18 protein-coding genes, 2 tRNA genes and 1 riboswitch are annotated in these 17743 nt (G+C 75.0%); of the genes, 14 read left to right on the forward strand and 6 right to left on the reverse strand.

What is annotated here, in order from left to right; translation table 11 throughout:
• Positions 1-54 precede the first annotated feature (54 nt).
• The 6 genes from M3673_RS12680 to M3673_RS12705 all read left to right on the forward strand — a co-directional run bounded on the left by M3673_RS12680 (position 55) and on the right by M3673_RS12705 (position 5850).
• Entirely contained in the window at positions 55-1491 is a 1437-nt protein-coding gene (locus tag M3673_RS12680) for an aminopeptidase P family protein (protein ID WP_251534168.1), read from the forward strand.
• 107 nt (positions 1492-1598) lie between these two features.
• Entirely contained in the window at positions 1599-2942 is a 1344-nt protein-coding gene (locus M3673_RS12685) for a hemolysin family protein (protein WP_193661392.1), read from the forward strand.
• Positions 2939-3976: a hemolysin family protein gene (locus M3673_RS12690; RefSeq protein ID WP_056863719.1), complete on the forward strand. Its 1038-nt coding sequence runs from the start codon at positions 2939-2941 to the stop codon at positions 3974-3976. Before M3673_RS12685 ends, M3673_RS12690 begins: the two co-directional genes overlap by 4 nt.
• A gap of 13 nt (positions 3977-3989) precedes the next feature.
• Complete coding sequence (locus tag M3673_RS12695) at positions 3990-5051, forward strand: zinc-binding dehydrogenase (RefSeq protein WP_251534169.1); 1062 nt, start codon at positions 3990-3992, stop codon at positions 5049-5051.
• 67 nt (positions 5052-5118) lie between these two features.
• A tRNA-Arg gene (locus tag M3673_RS12700) sits at positions 5119-5192 on the forward strand.
• Positions 5193-5232: 40 nt separating this feature from the next.
• Positions 5233-5850 carry a hypothetical protein gene (locus M3673_RS12705; RefSeq protein WP_251534170.1) on the forward strand — a complete coding sequence of 206 codons (618 nt, stop codon included), beginning with the start codon at positions 5233-5235 and terminating at the stop codon, positions 5848-5850.
• On the opposite strand, the gene M3673_RS12710 is transcribed toward M3673_RS12705, so the two are convergent.
• From M3673_RS12710 to M3673_RS12720, 3 genes are all read right to left on the reverse strand, one after another.
• Positions 5781-7490, reverse strand: a complete 1710-nt coding sequence (locus tag M3673_RS12710) for a SpoIIE family protein phosphatase (RefSeq protein ID WP_251534171.1) — start codon at positions 7488-7490, stop codon at positions 5781-5783. The genes M3673_RS12705 and M3673_RS12710 overlap by 70 nt on opposite strands.
• Positions 7491-7582: 92 nt before the next feature.
• Entirely contained in the window at positions 7583-8251 is a 669-nt protein-coding gene (locus tag M3673_RS12715) for a response regulator transcription factor (RefSeq protein ID WP_193661395.1), read from the reverse strand.
• A 71-nt stretch (positions 8252-8322) separates the two neighbouring features.
• On the reverse strand, positions 8323-8970 hold the full coding sequence (locus M3673_RS12720) for a response regulator transcription factor (RefSeq protein ID WP_251534172.1): 648 nt from the start codon (positions 8968-8970) through the stop codon (positions 8323-8325).
• Between the two features lie 70 nt (positions 8971-9040).
• Between M3673_RS12720 and M3673_RS12725 the strand changes: the two genes are divergently transcribed.
• Positions 9041-9859 (forward strand): PIG-L deacetylase family protein, encoded by an 819-nt coding sequence (locus tag M3673_RS12725; protein ID WP_251534345.1) that lies wholly within the window; start codon positions 9041-9043, stop codon positions 9857-9859.
• Here the strand turns inward: M3673_RS12725 and M3673_RS12730 are convergent.
• Positions 9832-10905, reverse strand: coding sequence for an adenosine deaminase (locus tag M3673_RS12730; protein ID WP_251534173.1), 1074 nt, complete (start codon positions 10903-10905; stop codon positions 9832-9834). The two genes, M3673_RS12725 and M3673_RS12730, sit on opposite strands and share 28 nt — an antisense overlap.
• Positions 10902-11627, reverse strand: coding sequence for a thioredoxin domain-containing protein (locus M3673_RS12735; RefSeq protein WP_251534174.1), 726 nt, complete (start codon positions 11625-11627; stop codon positions 10902-10904). Before M3673_RS12735 ends, M3673_RS12730 begins: the two co-directional genes overlap by 4 nt.
• A gap of 108 nt (positions 11628-11735) precedes the next feature.
• Here M3673_RS12735 and orn point away from each other — a divergent pair, with 108 nt between their 5' ends.
• The 4 genes from orn (at position 11736) to M3673_RS12755 (ending at position 14112) form a co-directional block, all read left to right on the forward strand.
• A complete protein-coding gene (orn, locus tag M3673_RS12740; RefSeq protein ID WP_251534175.1) occupies positions 11736-12362 on the forward strand; it encodes an oligoribonuclease in 627 nt (208 codons plus the stop codon).
• 49 nt (positions 12363-12411) lie between these two features.
• Positions 12412-12484, forward strand: a tRNA-His gene (locus M3673_RS12745).
• Between the two features lie 151 nt (positions 12485-12635).
• On the forward strand, positions 12636-13307 hold the full coding sequence (locus M3673_RS12750) for a Type 1 glutamine amidotransferase-like domain-containing protein (protein WP_251534176.1): 672 nt from the start codon (positions 12636-12638) through the stop codon (positions 13305-13307).
• A 31-nt stretch (positions 13308-13338) separates the two neighbouring features.
• A complete protein-coding gene (locus M3673_RS12755; protein ID WP_251534177.1) occupies positions 13339-14112 on the forward strand; it encodes a hypothetical protein in 774 nt (257 codons plus the stop codon).
• Between the two features lie 4 nt (positions 14113-14116).
• On the opposite strand, the gene M3673_RS12760 is transcribed toward M3673_RS12755, so the two are convergent.
• Positions 14117-14257 carry a hypothetical protein gene (locus tag M3673_RS12760; protein WP_251534178.1) on the reverse strand — a complete coding sequence of 47 codons (141 nt, stop codon included), beginning with the start codon at positions 14255-14257 and terminating at the stop codon, positions 14117-14119.
• 115 nt (positions 14258-14372) lie between these two features.
• A riboswitch (cobalamin riboswitch) is annotated at positions 14373-14505 on the forward strand.
• A 74-nt stretch (positions 14506-14579) separates the two neighbouring features.
• Between M3673_RS12760 and M3673_RS12765 the strand changes: the two genes are divergently transcribed.
• The 3 genes from M3673_RS12765 to M3673_RS19675 are packed head-to-tail and all read left to right on the forward strand — an operon-like array spanning position 14580 to position 17739.
• Positions 14580-15488 (forward strand): nitrite reductase, encoded by a 909-nt coding sequence (locus M3673_RS12765; RefSeq protein ID WP_251534179.1) that lies wholly within the window; start codon positions 14580-14582, stop codon positions 15486-15488.
• Positions 15485-16153, forward strand: coding sequence for a precorrin-8X methylmutase (locus tag M3673_RS12770; protein WP_251534180.1), 669 nt, complete (start codon positions 15485-15487; stop codon positions 16151-16153). Before M3673_RS12765 ends, M3673_RS12770 begins: the two co-directional genes overlap by 4 nt.
• Positions 16150-17739, forward strand: coding sequence for a precorrin-2 C(20)-methyltransferase (locus tag M3673_RS19675; RefSeq protein ID WP_251534181.1), 1590 nt, complete (start codon positions 16150-16152; stop codon positions 17737-17739). The genes M3673_RS12770 and M3673_RS19675 overlap by 4 nt, the downstream gene beginning before the upstream one ends.
• The last annotated feature ends 4 nt before the right edge of the window (positions 17740-17743 follow it).

Here is a 17743-nt window from a genome sequence, read left to right on the forward strand (position 1 = left end):
CCCGCAGCCTATCGGGCAGCCGCTCCGCCCTCCCTCGGCGCGTAGGGTGAGCCCATGAGCGAGGAGACCACCAGCCCCGAGCAGACCGCGACCGCGACGCCCGCCACGGAGTCGCACGACCCGGCCGTGCCCGAGGCCTACGCCGCCTTCATGCGCACCGGCTGGGGCGACCGCGAGCTCGACCTGCCGCTGCACCCCGTGGCCGCCCTGGCCGCCCAGCGCCGCACCCGGCTGGCCGAGGCCTTCCCGGGCGAGCGGCTGGTGCTCCCGGCCGGCGGCTTCAAGGTGCGCTCCAACGACACCGACTACCGCTTCCGGCCCGACACCGCCCACACCTACTTCTCGGGCAACCAGACCAGCGACGCGGTCCTGGTGGTCCACGACGACGAGCACGTGCTCTACGCCCGCCCCCGCTCCTCGCGGGACACCGACGAGTTCTTCCGCGACCGGCAGTACGGCGAGCTGTGGGCCGGGCGCCGCCCCTCGCTGCACGAGATGTCGTCGTCGCTGGGCCTCGAGGTGCGCCACATCGACCGTCTCCAGGGCGACCTGACCCAGGGCACCACGAAGACCCGGGTGCACCGCGGGGTCTCCCCCGCCGTCGACCGGATGCTGGCCGCCGAGGCCGCCCTCGAGGACGACCTGGCCCGGGTGGCCTCCGAGCTGCGGCTGGTCAAGGACGACTGGGAGGTCGCCCAGCTGCAGGAGGCGTGCGACATCACCACGCTCGGGTTCGAGGACTCGGTGCGCGAGTGGCCCCAGGTCAGGGAGTACGGCGAGCGCTGGATCGAGGGCACCTTCTTCCGCCGTGCCCGCGCCATGGGCAACGACATCGGTTACGACTCCATCGTCGGCGGCGGCCGCCACGCCACGACGCTGCACTGGATCGAGAACTCCGGGCCGATCACCCCCGGCGAGCTGGTGCTCCTCGACATGGGCGTGGAGGGGAGCAACCTCTACACCGCCGACGTCACCCGCACCCTGCCCGTCGACGGCCGCTTCACCACCGTGCAGCGCGAGCTCTACGACCTCGTCTTCACCGCGCAGCAGGCCGGCATCGACGCGCTGCGCCCGGGAGCGCGCTTCCTGGTGGCCCACGAGGCCGCGATGGACGTGCTGGCCCACGGCCTGGAGGACATGGGCCTGCTGCCGGTGAGCGCCGAGGAGGCGCTCGACCCGCAGAGCAAGGTCTACTCGCGCTGGACCCTCCACGGCACCAGCCACATGCTCGGCATGGACGTCCACGACTGCGGTCGCTCCTCGGTCGACGTCTACCCCCGCGGCGACCTGGCCGAGGGCATGGTGCTGACCGTGGAGCCGGGTCTGTACTTCCAGGAGGACGACCTCCTCGTGCCCGAGGAGCTGCGCGGCATCGGCATCCGCATCGAGGACGACATCCTCATCACCGCCGACGGCTCGCGGAACCTCTCCGCCGCGCTGCCGCGCTCCTCGGGCGACGTCGAGGACTGGATGGGCGGCCTCATCGGCTGAGCCGCCGCGGCCCGTTAGGCTGGGCCCACCATGGATGACACACCACGAAGTCCGAACCCTCCTGACGACCATGTCCCGAGCCCTGGGGATGTCAGGAGGTGGAGCGCGTGAACGAGTGGTTCATGCTGGGCATCGGCCTGGTCCTGACCGTGGGGACCGGGCTTTTCGTCGCCTCGGAGTTCGCCCTGGTCAACCTCGACCGGCACGACCTCGAGAAGCGCCAGGCCGGCGGTGAGCAGCGCCTGGGCACCACCATCAAGGCCCTGCGGATCACCTCGACCCACCTGTCGAGCGCGCAGCTGGGCATCACGCTGACGACGCTGCTGACCGGCTACACCTTCGAGCCGGCTGTCAGCTCGCTGCTCGAGGAGCCCCTCGGCGGCCTCGGGGTGCCCGACGCCGCCGTCGTCGGCGTCGGCGCGGTCATCGGCATCCTGCTCGCCACCCTGTTCTCGATGGTGATCGGCGAGCTCGTGCCCAAGAACTTCGCCCTCGCGGTGCCCCTGGCCACCGCGAAGGCCGTCGTGCCCTTCCAGGCGGCGTTCACCACCGTGTTCAAGCCGGTGGTCATGCTGCTCAACAACACCGCCAACGGCCTGATCCGCTCCATGGGCGTGGAGCCGCAGGAGGAGCTCAGCGGTGCGCGCAGCGCCGACGAGCTGACCTACCTGATCCGTCACTCCGCCTCGGCCGGCCTGCTCGAGGAGGACGACGCGACGCTGCTCGACCGCAGCCTGCGCTTCACCGAGCGCGACGCCTCCGACGTCATGACCCCGCGCATCCGGATGTCGTCGGTCGAGGCCGGGGCGAGCGCCGCGGAGGTGATCGCGGTGGCCGCGGCCACCGGTCACTCGCGGCTGCCGGTCATCGAGGAGGGCCCCGACGACATCGTCGGCTTCCTGCACGTCAAGGCGGCCTTCGCCGTCGACCTCGAGGCCCGCGGCTCCACCACGGCCGCCGACCTGATGATCGAGCCGCTGCGCGTGCCCGAGACCCTGGGCGCCACCGCGCTGCTCGACCAGCTGCGCGGCGGCGGGCTCCAGATCGCCGTCGTCACCGACGAGTACGGCGGCACCGCCGGCATCGTCACCATGGAGGACCTCGTCGAGGAGCTCATCGGCGAGCTCGAGGACGAGCACGACCGCTACCACTCCGCCCTGACGCGGCGCGGCCGCTCGATCACCTTCGACGCCACCTGGCGTCCCGACGAGCTGCTCAGCCGCGCCGGCGTGGCCGTGCCCGAGGGCGAGGACTGGGACACCGTCGCGGGCTTCCTGTCCGCCGAGCTGGGCCGCATCCCCGAGGCCGGCGACGAGGTCGTCGTCGACGGCGGCCTGCTGCGCGTCGAGCGCGCGGAGGAGAACAGGGTGACCCGGGTGCGCTACGTGCCCGACGACCCGGTGCCCGCCGACCCGGTCCCCGCCGACCCGATCGCCCAGGAGCACGCATGAGCGAGTACCTCCCCGGCCTGGTCTGGCTGGTCGTCCTGCTGGCGGGCAACGCGTTCTTCGTGGGCGCGGAGTTCGCCGTGATCTCCGCGCGCCGCTCGCAGATCGAGCCGCGCGCCGCGGCCGGCAGCCGTGCCGCCAAGACCACCCTGTGGGCGATGGAGCACGCCACCCTCATGCTGGCCACCAGCCAGCTGGGCATCACCGTGTGCTCGCTGCTCATCCTCAACGTCTCCGAGCCGGCGATCCACCACCTGCTGGAGTACCCCCTCGGCCTCACGCCGCTCACCGCCGACGTCATCAGCGTCGTGGCCTTCGTCATCGCGCTGCTGCTGGTGACCTACCTCCACGTCGTGCTCGGCGAGATGGTGCCCAAGAACCTCGCCTTCTCCGTGCCCGACCGCGCCGCACTGATCCTCGCCCCGGCGCTGGTCTTCGTCTCCCGCGTGGTGCGGCCGCTGATCTGGACGCTCAACGCCATCGCCAACGGCGTGCTGCGCCTCTTCCGGGTGGAGCCGAAGGACGAGGCCACCAGCACCTTCACCCTCGAGGAGGTCGCCGGCATCGTCGAGCAGTCGCGCCGCGAGGGCACCCTCGACGACGCCCCCGGCCCGCTCACCGGTGCCTTCGAGTTCACCGACAAGCTGGCCGCCGACATCGAGGTGCCGTTGGCCGACCTCGTGCTCCTGCCGCCGTCGGCGACCCCGCTCGACGTGCAGCGCGCCGTCGTCCAGCACGGCTTCAGCCGCTACGTCGTCACCGACGAGTCGGGCGAGCCCGTGGGCTACGTGCACATGAAGGACGTCATGGAGCTGCCGCTGGACGACTTCGAGGTGCCGGTGCCGGCCAAGCGCCTGCGCCGCCTCGTGGCCATCCCCCGCGAGGTGGAGCTCGAGGACGCCCTGTCGCGCATGCGTCAGCACGGCTCGCACGTCGCCAAGTCGGTGGACGCCGACGGCCGCACCCACGGCCTGCTCTTCCTCGAGGACGCCATCGAGGTGCTCGTGGGCGAGATCAACGACATGACCGCGGCCTGAGGCGGGCCGCCCCGTGACCTCGCCGGACGTCCCCTCGATGCGGGCCGCCGTGATCACCCACCACGGCGGCCTCGACGCGATCGAGCTGCGCGAGGTCGAGCTGCCGCGACCCGGCCCCGACGACGTGCTGGTCCGGGTCGCGGCGGCCGGGTGCAACAACACCGACCTCTGGACCCGTGAGGGCTTCTACGCCGCCTCGGCCGAGGACCCCGACGCCCGCGGCGGCTGGCTGGGCCCGCTCGACTTCCCGCGCGTGCAGGGCGCCGACGTGACCGGCACGGTCGTCGCGGTCGGCAGCGGCGCCGCCCCCGACCTCGTGGGCGCACGGGTGCTGGTCGACCCCGCCCTCTACGCCGACCCGGGCCCCGACGCCGCCGTGGTCGACGTGCTGGGCAGCGAGCGCGACGGGGGCTTCGCCGAGCACGTCGTGGTGCCCGCCGCGTGCGCGCACCGGGTCGACGACTCGCCCCTGTCCGACGTGGAGCTCGCCGCGCTGCCGATCGCCTACGGCACGGCCCTGGGCATGCTCGAGCGGGGCGGGGTCGGCGAGGGTCACACCGTGCTGGTCACCGGCGCCTCCGGCGGGGTCGGGCTCGCGGCGGTGCAGCTGGCCCGCGCCCGCGGCGCGCGCGTCGTCGCGGTGTGCAGCGGCAGCAAGGCCCAGGCCGTCCGCGCCGCCGGAGCCGACGTGGTCGTCGACCGGGGGCGCGGGGAGGTGCTCGCCGACGCCGCGGCCGCCGCCCCCGAGGGCTACGACGCCGCGATCGACGTGGTCGCCGGGCCCTTCCTCGCCGAGGGCCTCGACCTGCTGCGCCGCGGCGGCCGGTGGGTCGTGGCGGGCTCCCTCGACGGCTGGGCCGTCGGGCTCGACGTACGCCGGCTCTACCTGGCCGACCTGTCCCTGGTCGGCTCGACCATGCACACGCGGCGGGTCTTCGCGGCCCTGGTCGACATCGCCCGGCGCGGCCTGGTGCGACCCGTCGTCGCCGAGACCTTCGCCCTCGAGGACCTGGCCCTCGCGCAGGCCCGGCTGGCCGAGCGCGGCCACGTCGGCAAGATCGTCGTCGTGCCCTGACCCGGTCGCGACCGGGTGGCCGCGCCGGTGCGGCATACTGACGCCCGACCGGCCCGGGCCGGTCCACGCCTCCGTAGCTCAGCTGGATAGAGCAGCGGCCTTCTAATCCGCCGGTCGCAGGTTCGAGTCCTGCCGGGGGCGCCCCGTCCACGGACCCGACCCACCCCTCTCGGAGGCCACGGTGCTGCGCACTCCCCCCGCCGTGCTCGTCCCTGTGCTCCTCACCGCGGTGCTCGCTGGCCCCGTGGCGCCCCCGGTCGGCGCGCTGGCGCCGCAGCCCACCGCCGTGTCGCGGCAGGACCCGGCCGGCGACCTCGCCCAGACCGCCGCCGGCGACACCGTGCTGCGCCCCAGCGTCGACGTGCGCCGCGTGGGCTTCCGGGCCGCCGAGCAGCCGAGGGCCCTCGTCGGGCGCGTGCGCTTCGAGGACCTGCGCACGCTGGTGCACCCCGGCGGGCGCCGCTACAGGCAGTACCTCAGCGTGCTGGTCTCCGGGGTCGCCCCCTCCGACATCGCCTACGTCATCACCCGCACCCCCTCCGCCGAGGGCCCCAGCGCCACGCTCGTGGCCGGCGACGCCGCCGCCGACTGCAAGGGCGACACCGTCACCGTCGACCTGGCCGCCGACACGATCGGCTTCCGGCTCCCCGTGCGGTGCCTCGCGCGCGCGGCCGACGGGGCCGACGTCGACCAGGTGCGGCTGCGGGTGTGGAGCCGCGGGGTGAGGGCCTACGCCGACGGCGAGGACCCGGTCGGCCTCGACGTCACCCGGCGCACCGCGGCGCTCTCGCTGCCCTGACCGGCCTGCACCCGCACCACCAGCACGACCACGTCGTCCTCGGTGTGGCGCTCCGACCCGGCCACCAACCGGTCGCAGAGGGTCTCCACGTCGAGGTCCTGCTGGCCGTGCAGCAGGTCGGCGAGGCGTCCCAGACCGACGTCGAGCGGCTGACGTCGGTGCTCGACGAGGCCGTCGGTGCACATGACCAGCGTGTCGCCCGGCGCGAGCAGTACCTCGTGGTCGGCGCGCGCGGCGGCCGGGTCGAGGCCGAGCAGCAGGTCGCTGCGGTGGTCCAGCAGCCGCACCCGGCCGTCGGCGCCGAGCAGCAGCGGCGGCGGATGTCCGGCGTTGGACCAGCGCAGGGAGCGGCCCTGCACGCCGTCGTGGTCGACGGGGGGCCCGAGCCGCGCGACGACGGCGGTCGCGGTGGTGTCGAGGCCGAGCCCCTCGAGCGCCTCGTCGAGCAGCGACAGCACCCGCGACGCCGCGGCCTGCGTGGCGTAGGCGATCCCGCGCAGCAGGTTGCGCGCCTGCCCCATGAGGGCCGCGGCGTCGCGGTCGTGGCCGGCGACGTCGCCGATCGCGACCACCAGGTCGCCGTCGGGCAGCACGAACGCGTCGTACCAGTCCCCGCCGATGCTGGCCTGCTCGCCCGCGGGCTCGTAGCGCACGGCCACCGCCACGCCCGCGGGCTGGGCGGGCGGGGTCAGCAGGCTGTGCTGGAGCACCTCGGAGAGACGGCGCTCGTCGGCCACCGCCCGACGCTCGGCCTCGAGGACGGCGACGGCGTCGAGGGCGCGCTCGACCGCGCGCGCCACGAGGGCCAGGAAGGCGAGGTGGTCGGGGTCGGCGGCCAGCGCCGGGGGGAGGCGTACGACGAGGTGGCCGCCCCGCTCGCTGCGCGCGCCGGTGACCCGCACCGGCAGCCAGGCGAGCACTCCCCCGTCGACCGGCTCCAGCAGCGGACGGTCGCCGTCCCACGGCGCGGAGGGGGCGGCCGGGAGCACGGGCGCGCCGGCGCCGGCCTCGTCCACGGCCTCCGCGGCGGGGGTCGAGCGCGGCAGCCGCAGCGCGAGCGCGGGCAGGTCGGCGGGGTCGCCGGCGAGCTCCTCGGCGGCGCGCTGCGCGACCTGGGTCGCCGAGGCGGAGCCGCTCAGGGCGATGCCGAGCTCGGAGAGCAGGGCCAGGCGCCGGGCGTCGACGACCTGGCGGGTCGTCTCCACCGAGATGTCGACGACCCCCTCGATGACACCGGCCGCGGAGCGGACCGGCGAGTAGGAGAAGGTGAAGTAGCAGTCCTCGAGGTGGCCGTGGCGCACGAGCGGGATGAGGGCGTCGGCGCTCCACGTGGCCTCGCCCCGCGTCGCCTGCTCGAGCAGCGGCGCGATGCCGTCCCACGCCTCCGGGAACACCGTGCGGGTCCGCTCGCCCAGGGCGGCGGGGTGCTTGTCGCCGATGAGGGCGACGTAGGCCTCGTTGTAGAGCAGCACGAGCTCCGGGCCCCAGATCAGCGTGATCGGGAAGCGGCTGCTCCACGCCGTCTCGAGGGCCTGGAGCAGGGTCGGGCTCCACGTGGACGGGTCCCCGACGGGCGAGCGCGACCAGTCGACCGCGCGGTAGGCGTCGGCCAGCGCACCGGCGTGGGCGAAGGGGTCCATCGGCTCAGGCTAGGCAGACGCGCGGGCGTCCCGGCCATCGTCCGGTCGAGGTGGTCTGGACCGGTCTCACCGCCGAGCGCCGGGGCGGCAGGTCAGGAGGCGCGCGTGCCCGTGGGCTGGCGGACCATCTCGGCGTCGCCGAGGCCGTGCTGCAGGCCCCAGGCGACGGCCTGGGTGCGGCGCTCGACGTCGATCTTGCGGTAGGCGCCGCGCACGTAGGTCTTCACCGAGTTGATCGACAGGTAGAGCCGCTTGCCGATCTCGACGTTGGTGTAGCCCTGGGTGATGAGGGCCAGGATCTGCGCCTCGCGCGGGGTGAGGCCGTTGTCGGCGGCGCCGCCGCGGGCGACGACGGCGGCGTGGGCCGCCCGGTCGACGGTGGGGCGGGGGCCCGGCGGGGGGCCGACGTGGCGGTGGACCGCCTCGATGCCGGCCACGAGCTGGGCGCCGGTGAGCGACTTCGAGAGCCGGCCGACGACGGGCCCGGCGGGCGCGCCCTGGGCGCTGTGCTCGCGCCAGGTGTAGACGACCGGACGCGCGCCCGAGGAGGCGGCGAGCGAGCGGAGCATCGAGTGGCTGCTCTGCGAGAGCCGCACCGGCTCGTAGAGGATGACGTCGACCGCCCTCGGCTCCACCAGCGCGTCACCGAGCTCCACCAGCACCACCCGCGAGCGGTAGGGCTCGAGCAGCGCACGCACGCCCGGCAGGACGACGTGGAAGTCGTCGACGAGCGTCGCGACGACGGGTGCGGAGGGACTCACGCCGTCGAATGTATACAGACGCCGTGACGTAAAGCACGACGCCCCTGCAGTCCTCACCCGATCGGGTGAGGTCAGCGGAGCACCCGGGCGTGGTCGGGCGAGAAGCCGTGCTGCATGCCCCACGCCACCGCCTGGGCCCGGCGGGAGACCCCGATCTTGCGGTAGCCGGTGCGGATGTAGGTCTTCACCGAGTTGATGCTGAGGTAGGACCGGTCGGCGATCTCCTGGTTGGACAGGCCCTGGGTGATCAGCGCGATCACCTCGGCTTCGCGCGCCGACAGGCCGTGGTCGCGACCCGGCCACGCGCCGCGGTCGTGCTCGTCGAGGTCCTCGATCTCACCGGGTCGCACGGTCTCCCCGGCGCAGACCCGGGTGATGGCCTCGACGATGTCGCGCGCGTCGGACTGCTTGGACAGGTAGCCCGACGCCCCGCGGGCGATCGTGCGCTCGACGAGGTCGGCCTGCACGTTCCAGCTGAAGACCACGACCTTGGGCGAGCCGTCGGCGACGAGGTCCTCCAGCTCGATCCCGTCGCCCTGCACCTGGCCGAAGGTGTCGTAGAGCACCACGTCGACGTCGCCGACCACGCCGACGCCGATGTCGAGCTCCACCACGTCGACGCGCGAGCGGTAGGGCGCGAGCAGCGCGGCGACGCCGGCGACGACGATCTCGTAGTCGTTGACGACCGCGACGCGCACGGGGCCGGCCGGGTTGCTCATGGCACGACAGTATTCACCCGGCGGGAGGAAGTGCCCACGGGCCGCCGGAATCTAGGTTCTGTCGGTGACGATGACGTCGGACCGGGACGGGGAGCGCGCGCACCCGTCGAGCGCCGGCGACCGTGCCGGCGACGCCCCGGCCACCTCGTCGGTCGTCGACTGGCAGGCCCATCCCCGCTACGGCGCCGTGCCGCTGCTGCGGCTGAGCCACGGCGAGCGGGCCTGCACCCGGCTGGTCGTCGTCAGCGCCCACCCCGACGACGAGAGCCTCGGGGCCGCGGGCCTCATGGCCACGGCCCACCGCCAGGGCGTCCCCGTCTACGTCGTGCTGCTGACCGCCGGCGAGGCCAGCCACCGCCCCTCGCAGCTCATGACGCGCCACGCGCTGGCGACCACCCGGCTGGCCGAGATGGAGAACGCCCTGGCCCGTCTCGCGCCCGAGGCCCCCCTGGTGTTCCTCGGCGCCGCCGACGGCGAGGTCGCCGCCCAGGAGCAGGCCGTCGCCGCGAGCCTCGCCGGCCTGGTGGGCGACGGGTCCAGCACCCTGCTGGCCGCGCCGTGGCGCCACGACGGGCACCCCGACCACGAGGCCGCCGGGCGTGCCGCGGCGGTGGCGGCGCAGCGCAGCGGTGCGCGGCTGCTGGAGTACCCCGTGTCGCTGTGGCCGACCCGCGGCCCCGAGGACGCGCCCTGGGAGCAGATGGTGCGCCTCGACCTCGACCCCGACCTCGTCGCGACGAAGGCCCGGGCGCTGCAGAGCCACGTCAGCCAGCTCTCCACCCTGCCCGAGCGGGTCCTGGCCCACTTCCGCGGGCCGGTCGAGCACTACGTCGAGACGCCGGCCGAGGTGCCGGTCGAGGGTCAGGCCGAGGACGCCGGTCCGGCGTAGGCGTCGATCTCGGCGAGCACGCGCGCCCGGGTGGTGTCGTCGGCGAACGACGCGCGCACGCCGGCGCGGGCGAGGTCCTTGACCCCGGCCTCGTCGAGGTCGAGCAGGTCGGCGGCGATCTCGTACTCGCGGTTGAGCGTCGTGCCGAACATCGGCGGGTCGTCGGAGTTGATCGTCACCACCACCCCGGCGTCGCGGAAGGCGCGCAGCGGGTGGTCGGCCAGGGTGGCGACGGCGCGGGTGGCGACGTTCGACGACGGGCAGACCTCCAGCGGCACCCCGGTCTCGGCCAGGTGGGCCAGCAGGGCGGGGTCCTGGGCCGCGGAGGTGCCGTGGCCGATGCGCTCGGCCCCCAGCAGGCGCAGCGCGTCCCAGACCGTCTGCGGCCCGGTGGTCTCGCCGGCGTGGGGCACGCTGTGGAGGCCCGCGGCGCGCGCGGCGGCGAAGTGGGGCTCGAACTGCGGGCGCGGCACGCCGATCTCCGGACCGCCGAGCCCGAAGCCGACCAGCCCGTCGGTGGGGTGGCGCAGCGCGAGGTCCAGGGTCAGGTCGGCCGCGGGCAGGCCGGCCTCGCCGGGGATGTCGTAGATCCAGCGGAGCACGATCCCGAAGTCGCGCTCGGCGGCGACGCGGGCGTCCTCGATGGCCTCGTTGAAGGCCCCGATCGCGACGTGGGGCTCGCCCCGCAGCGCCTGCACCGAGGTGTAGGGGGTGCAGGTCAGCTCGGCGTAGCGCAGGGACTGCGTGGTGGCCATCTCGCGCGCGATCTCGTAGGTGAGGAAGCGGATGTCCTCGGGGGTGCGCACGAGGTCGACCACCGCGAGGTAGACCTCGATGAAGTGGGCGAAGTCGCGGAAGGCGAAGAAGTCGCGCAGCGCGTCGGGGTCGCTCGGCACGGTGCCGGGGTGGCGCTCGGCCAGCTCGCTGACGATGGCGGGGCTGGCCGAGCCGACGTGGTGCACGTGCAGCTCGGCCTTGGGCAGCCCGGCGACGAAGGCGCGCAGGTCGGGACGGGGGCCGAGCCCCGTCGTGGAGGAGTCGCTCACCCCACGGTCTCGTTGATCTGGTCGAGGATCTGCTCGGGGTCGCCGGAGATCTGCTCACCGTCGAGGAGCACCGTCGGGGTGCCCTGCACGCCGGCGTCCTGGGCGGCGGTGGTGGCGGCCTCGACCCAGTCGACCATCGACTCGCCGAGGATGCCGTCGCTGACCGCCGACTCCTCGGCGCCGGCCTCGACGGCCAGGTCGAGCAGCGCCTGGTTGTCGGGGAAGGGGCCCTCCTCGGAGGGCTGGTTGGCGTAGAGCAGGTCGTGGAACTCCTTGGCGGTCTCCGGGCCGCTCTCCTCGAGCACGACGGCGAAGGCGCTGGTGGCGCGCTCGGAGTAGTCGCCGATCCGGCTCAGCAGGTTGAAGGGGCGGTACTCCACCAGCACCGACCCGTCGTCGGCGAGCTGCTGGAGCTCCTCGCCGGTGCCGGCCTCGAGCTGACCGCAGAAGGGGCAGAGGAAGTCCTCGTAGATGACGACCTGGTGCGGGGCGTCCTCCTCGCCGATGGTGACGCCGTACTCGCTCTGGCCGGCCGGGGAGGCGGTGACCTCTCCCCCGCCCCGCAGGCTCTGGACCCCGAAGGCGATCCCGACCACGACGACGAGCGCGAACACGACCAGCGTGATGCTGCGGATCGTGCGGCGGCGCTCCGCGCGCTTCTGGTCCGCGAGGGCGGCGGCGGCGCGCTGCGAGCGCTCCTGCTGACTGGGCTTCTTGGCCATGGGGTTTCCTCGGCGGTGCGGGTCGACGGCTGGCGTCCAGAACTCTAGGGGCCCGACCTGAGCCGTCGCTGAGTCGGGCCGAGCGCCTCGGCGCGTAGGGTGCGCGCCATGAATGATCGACTGGTCTGGATCGACTGCGAGATGACCGGGCTCGACCTCGGTGCCGACGCCCTGATCGAGGTGGCGGCCCTCGTGACCGACTTCGACCTCAACGTGCTCGGCGAGGGCGTCGACCTCGTCGTGCGCCCGCCGGCCGCCGCGCTGGAGCAGATGGGCGACTACGTGCGCGACATGCACGAGAAGTCGGGGCTGCTCACCGAGCTCGACGCCGGGCTGACCATGGCCGACGCCGAGGCCGCCGTCCTGGCCTACGTGCGCGAGCACTGCGGCGAGGGCAGCCGACCGCCGCTGGCCGGCAACACCGTGGGCACCGACCGCGCCTTCCTGGCCCGCGACATGCCCGAGCTCGAGGCCTTCCTGCATTACCGGATCATCGACGTCTCCTCGATCAAGGAGCTGGCCCGGCGCTGGTACCCCCGGGCCTACTACGCAGCCCCCGAGAAGCGCGGCAACCACCGCGCCCTGGCCGACATCCAGGAGAGCATCGAGGAGCTGCGCTACTACCGCGAGGCGGTCTTCGTGCCCCAGCCCGGGCCCGACAGCGCCGCGGCCCGCGCCATCGCCGCCACCCACGGCGGGTCGATCACGGGCCTCGATTCCACCTCCGGGAGCTGAGTCCCCTACACTTCATCGCGCGGTTCCGGCTCCGTCCGGCGCGCGCATGGTGGGTATAGCTCAGCTGGTAGAGCGCTGCCTTGTGGTGGCAGATGTCGCGGGTTCAAGTCCCGTTACTCACCCCGACACCGAGCCCCCGACCTGGTCCCCAGGTCGGGGGCTCGCTGCGTCCGGCGACACGTCCGGCACCAATGAGTCCGGCACCGATGAGTCCGGGTCGCACCGCCGGTCTGCTCCTGTGCCCGGCTCCCCCACCCGCCCTGGAGGCACCTCGTGAAGCTCCTGCTCACCTCCGGCGGCGTCACCAACGCCGCGATCGAGGCCGCCCTCGTCGACCTGCTGCCCCGGCCGGTCGAGGAGTGCCGCGCCCTCCTGGTGCCGACCGCCCAGTGGGGCCACCCGATGTGCGGGCCCGGCTCGGTGCGCGGGGCCGTGGTCGGTGCGGCGCCGCACGACCAGTCGGGCGTGTCCCTGCCCTGGGCCTCGGTCGGGCTGCTCGAGCTCACCGCGCTGCCCAGCATCGGCCCCGAGCGCTGGGAGCCGTGGGTGCGCGACACCGACGTGCTGCTGGTCGACGGCGGCGACGCGACGTACCTGGCGCACTGGCTGCGGGCCTCGGGCCTGCTCGACGTGCTCGCGACGATGCCCGCGCTGGTCTGGGTGGGCACGAGCGCCGGGAGCATGGTGGCGACGCCGCGGATCGGGGCCGACTTCGTGGAGTGGGCCGGCGCCGAGGACGACCGCACCCTCGGCTGGGTCGACGTGTCGATCTTCCCCCACCTCGACCACCCGCAGATGCCGGAGAACACCCTGGCCGCGGCCCGCAGCTGGGCCGCGGGCCTCGACCACCCCTCCTACGCCCTCGACGACGACTCGGCCCTCGTGGTCGACGACGGCGAGGTCAGGGTCGTCTCCGTGGGGCGCTGGGAGCGGCTCGGGGCCTGACCGGGCTGGTGCGCCCGGGGATGCTGGGGGCATGAGGCCCTCCGCCGCGCCCACCGCGACCGCCGTCGTCGGGCTCATCGGCCTGCTGACGGGTGCGCTCACCGGGTGCGCGGCGTCGGCCGACGACCTCGCCGCGCGGGGCGAGCGCTCCCCGAGCGTGGTCGACGTCGTGGTCGAGCCCGACGCCGCCGACGACGGCGCCGGGCCACTCTCCGCAGCCAGCCACCACGTGCGCGCGGTGATGCGCGCCGACGCCACGGCCGAGGAGGTCATGGCCCTCTTCGACGCCTACGACGACCAGGTCGAGGCCGGCGACGTCGTGTCGGTGTCGGTCACCCTGGAGGGGGCCACGGGCGCCTCGCTGGCCTCGGGCGAGGGGGTGGAGGTGTCGCTGCGCGAGGTGGAGGACCTGGTGCGCGCCCAGGCCGACCCGGTGGTGACGTCCTACCTGCTGCAGGACTACCCCGACCTCCCGCTCGTGCAGGTCGGGCTGGCGCCGGTGTCCTTCGCCGAGGTCGTCTCGGTCGCCGACCGCTACCTGCTCCTCGACGACCTCGAGTCGGTCACCGTCTCCTCCGGCGACCTCGTGCTCCGGCGCGAGGCCGTCGACGGCTCGGCCGAGCGGGTCGCCGCCCGCGAGGCCGCGGTGCTGGCCGTCGCCGAGCGCTTCGACCTGCTCGGCGCCGACGTCTCGGGCCGGGGCCCCGACCTCGAGGTCGACGTCGCCGACGGCCAGGAGGCCGCCGCCCGCCGCTTCCTCGCGCGCACCGCGACCGACGACGTCGGGCGGGTGGTCGTGCGCTGAGGACTCAGCGCGCGACCCCGCGCCCCCGGCGTACGCCGAGCAGCGCCGCGCCGCCTGCGAGCGCGGGGCCCCGCGGGTCGCGCGGGTCGCGCGGGTCGGGCCGGGCGACGTCGGTGGCAGCGGGCTCGGACTCGCACTCGGTCACGGGCGCATCCTGCCACCCGCCCGACGCGGACGTGGGGCGCGCGCGGGAGCGGTCGTTGGTAACGTGCGCAGCGCCAGTCGACCCCCGGGTGCGCCGCGAGGCGGGCCCGGAGGTCAGGGAACCCGGTGAGAGTCCGGGACTGACGCGCAGCGGTATGGGTGACGGGCGGGACCTCTGTCTCACGACAGGCCACTGGACGAGAGTCCGGGAAGGTGTCCCGCGCCGGGTGATCCCGAGTCCGAAGACCTGCTGGCCCTTGCGGCAGCCGCCGTGAGGTCGTGACGGGCTTCGCGCACGAGCCCCGGCCTCCGGAGTGACCTCCATGCCCGACCCGACCCTCCCCACCGCGCGCCGGCGGCGCGACCGCTGCCCGGGGGTGACCCGCCCGTGGCTGGCCGACGACGGCGCTCTGGTGCGCCTGCGCCTGGTGGGCGGTGCGCTGCCGGCGCCCGCCCTGCTGCGGCTCAGCGAGGTCGCCCAGCGCTGGGGCGACGGCGACGTGCACCTCACCGCCCGCGCCAACCTGCAGCTGCGGGCGCTGTCCCACGACGGCGACCGCCTCACGCCCCCCGTCGCCGAGGCCCTCGCCGCGACCGGGCTGGTGCCGGCCCCGAGCCACGACCTGGTGCGCAACGTCATGGTCTCGCCGCAGTCGGGCCTGGCCGGCGGGCGCGCCGACCTGCGGCCCGTGGCCGCCCTGCTCGACTCCCTGCTGCGCGCCGACGACGACCTCACCGCGCTGCCGGGGCGCTTCCTGCTGACCCTCGACGACGGTCGCGGCGACCTGCACGAGGCGCCCACCGACCTCGGCCTGGTCGCCCTCGACGCCACCCGGGCCCAGCTGCGCGTCGGCGCCCGGGGCTGGGGCGCGGTGGTCGACCTGCCCCGGGCGCCGCAGGCCGTGCTCGACCTCGCCCGCGACTTCCTGCGCCTGCGCGGCGGGAGACCCGACGCCCCGTGGCACGTCGACGAGCTGGCCGGTCTCGGCGTGCCGCTCGCCCACCCCCTCGCGCGCCCGACCGACCCCGACCCGGCCGCGCTGGTCACCGCCGACCCCCTGCCGGCCGGCCGCGTGCCGGGCGGCACCCACGTGCTCGCCCCCGAGGGCCGCCTCGACCCCGCCCTGGCCCGCGCGCTGTGCCGCACGGGCACCGACCTCGTGGTCACCCCGTGGCGCGGCGTGCTCGTGCCCGACCTCGCCCCCGCCCCCGCCCAGGAGACCACGCGATGACCACGCTGCTGCGCCGGCCCGGCCGCCACTACCCCTACGTCGCCCTCGGCCCGGAGATCTACCTCGACTCCTTCGCCACCATCCGACGCGAGGCCGACCTGTCGGGCGTGCCGGAGGAGGCCGAGAAGGTCGCGGTGCGGATGATCCACGCCAGCGGCCAGGTCGACCTGGCCGCCGACCTGGTGCTCCACCACGACCTCGGCCGCGCCGGGCGCGAGGCGCTGGCCGCCGGCGCCCCGATCCTCACCGACGCCCGCATGGTGGCCATGGGCATCACGGCGGGCCGGCTGCCGGCCGGCAACGAGGTCCGCTGCTTCCTCACCGACGAGCGGGTGCCCGCCCTGGCCCACGACTGGGGCACCACCCGCAGCGCGGCCGCGGTGTCGCTGTGGGAGCCCCACCTCGAGGGCGCGGTCGTCGCGATCGGCAACGCCCCCACCGCGCTCTTCCACCTGATGGAGATGCTCATCGACGGCGCCCCGCGACCGGCCGCGGTCGTGGGCTGCCCGGTGGGCTTCATCGGCGCCGCGGAGTCGAAGCAGGCGCTGGCCTCGCTGGCCGCCGACCACGGGATCGACGTGCCCTTCGCGACCGTGCGGGGTCGCCGCGGCGGCTCGGCGATGGCCTCGGCCGCCGTCAACGCCCTGGCCCAGGAGGCGGAGTGACCAGCCCGGTGACCAGCCCGGCGACCAGCCCGGCGTCCGGCCGCTTCCACGGTGTCGGCGTCGGGCCCGGCGACCCCGAGCTGCTCACGCTGAAGGCCGCGCGCCTCATCGGCGACGCCGACGTCGTGGCCTACCACGCCGGGCCCGGCAAGGAGTCGAACGCACGGCGTACGGCGGCGGGCCTGCTGCGGCCCGGCGTCGTCGAGGAGGTGCTGGTCTACCCCGTGACCACCGGCGCCACCGAGCACCCGGGCGGCTACACCGGCGCGCTCGCGGTGTTCTACGAGGAGTCGGCGCAGCGCCTGGCCGCCCACCTCGAGGCCGGTCGCGACGTCGTGCTGCTCTCCGAGGGCGACCCCCTGTTCTACGGGTCCTACATGTACATGCACGACCGGCTGGCCGAGCGCTTCGAGACCGAGGTCGTGCCGGGGGTGCCGGCCTTCGCCGCGGCCGCCGCGGCCGTGGCCTCGCCGCTGGTGCGCCAGACCGACGTGCTCACGGTGCTGCCCGGCACCCTGCCCGAGCCGGAGCTGGCGCGTCGCCTGGCCGACACCGACGGCGCGATCATCATGAAGCTGGGCCGCACCTTCCCCGCCGTGCGTCGCGCGCTGGCGGCGGCCGGGCGCCTGGAGCACGCGATGTACGTCGAGCGCGCCTCGATGCCCGCGCAGCGCTGGCTCCCGGTGGCCGACGTCGATCCCGCGACGGTGCCGTACTTCTCGCTGGTCGTCGTGGCCGGCGACAGCCGCCACGGACGCCGCACCCGCGACACCGGGCTGCCGGACGTGGCGGCCGCAGCAGGGGTCCCGGCGGCCACCGAGGCGGCGGAGCTGCTGGTGGTGGGGCTGGGGCCCGGCCCCGACCGGTGGCTGACCGCCGAGGTGAGCGCAGCGCTGGCCGAGGTCGACCACGTGGTGGGCTACGCGCCCTACGTCGACCGCGTGCCGCAGCGCGCCGGGCTGACCCGCCACGCGTCGGGCAACAGCGTCGAGATCGACCGGGCCCGCCTGGCCCTCGAGCTGGCCGCGCGCGGCGAGCGGGTCGCGGTGGTCTCCGGCGGCGACGCCGGGGTCTTCGGCATGGCCACCGCGGTGCACGAGGCCGCGGAGGCCGCGGGCGCCGAGGGGCGCGAGGACCTGGCCGGTGTGCCGGTGCGGGTGCTGCCCGGGGTCAGCGCCGTGCAGGCCGTGGCCGCGCGGGCGGGAGCGCCGATCGGCGGCGACTTCGCGGTGATGAGCCTGTCGGACCGGCTCAAATCCTGGGCCGTGGTGGAGCGGCGGCTGCGCGCCGTGGCCGAGGCCGACCTGGTGCTCGCGGTCTACAACCCCGCGTCACGCTCGCGCACCGAGCAGGTGGTGCGGGCCCAGAAGACGCTGCTGGAGGTGCTGCCCGCCGACACCGTGGTCGTCGTGGGGCGCGACGTGGGCCGCGCCGAGGAGTCGCTGCGCGTCACGACCCTGGCCGAGCTCGACGCCGCCTCGATCGACATGAAGTGCCTGCTGATCGTGGGCTGCGCCCAGACCCGGGTCACCTCGTCGGGTCGGGTGTGGACCTCCCGCTCGGTGCCGGACCGGGCCGAGGGCTGAGTCG

The organism is Nocardioides sp. P86 (assembly GCF_023712465.1).
Taxonomy (GTDB): domain Bacteria; phylum Actinomycetota; class Actinomycetes; order Propionibacteriales; family Nocardioidaceae; genus Nocardioides; species Nocardioides kribbensis.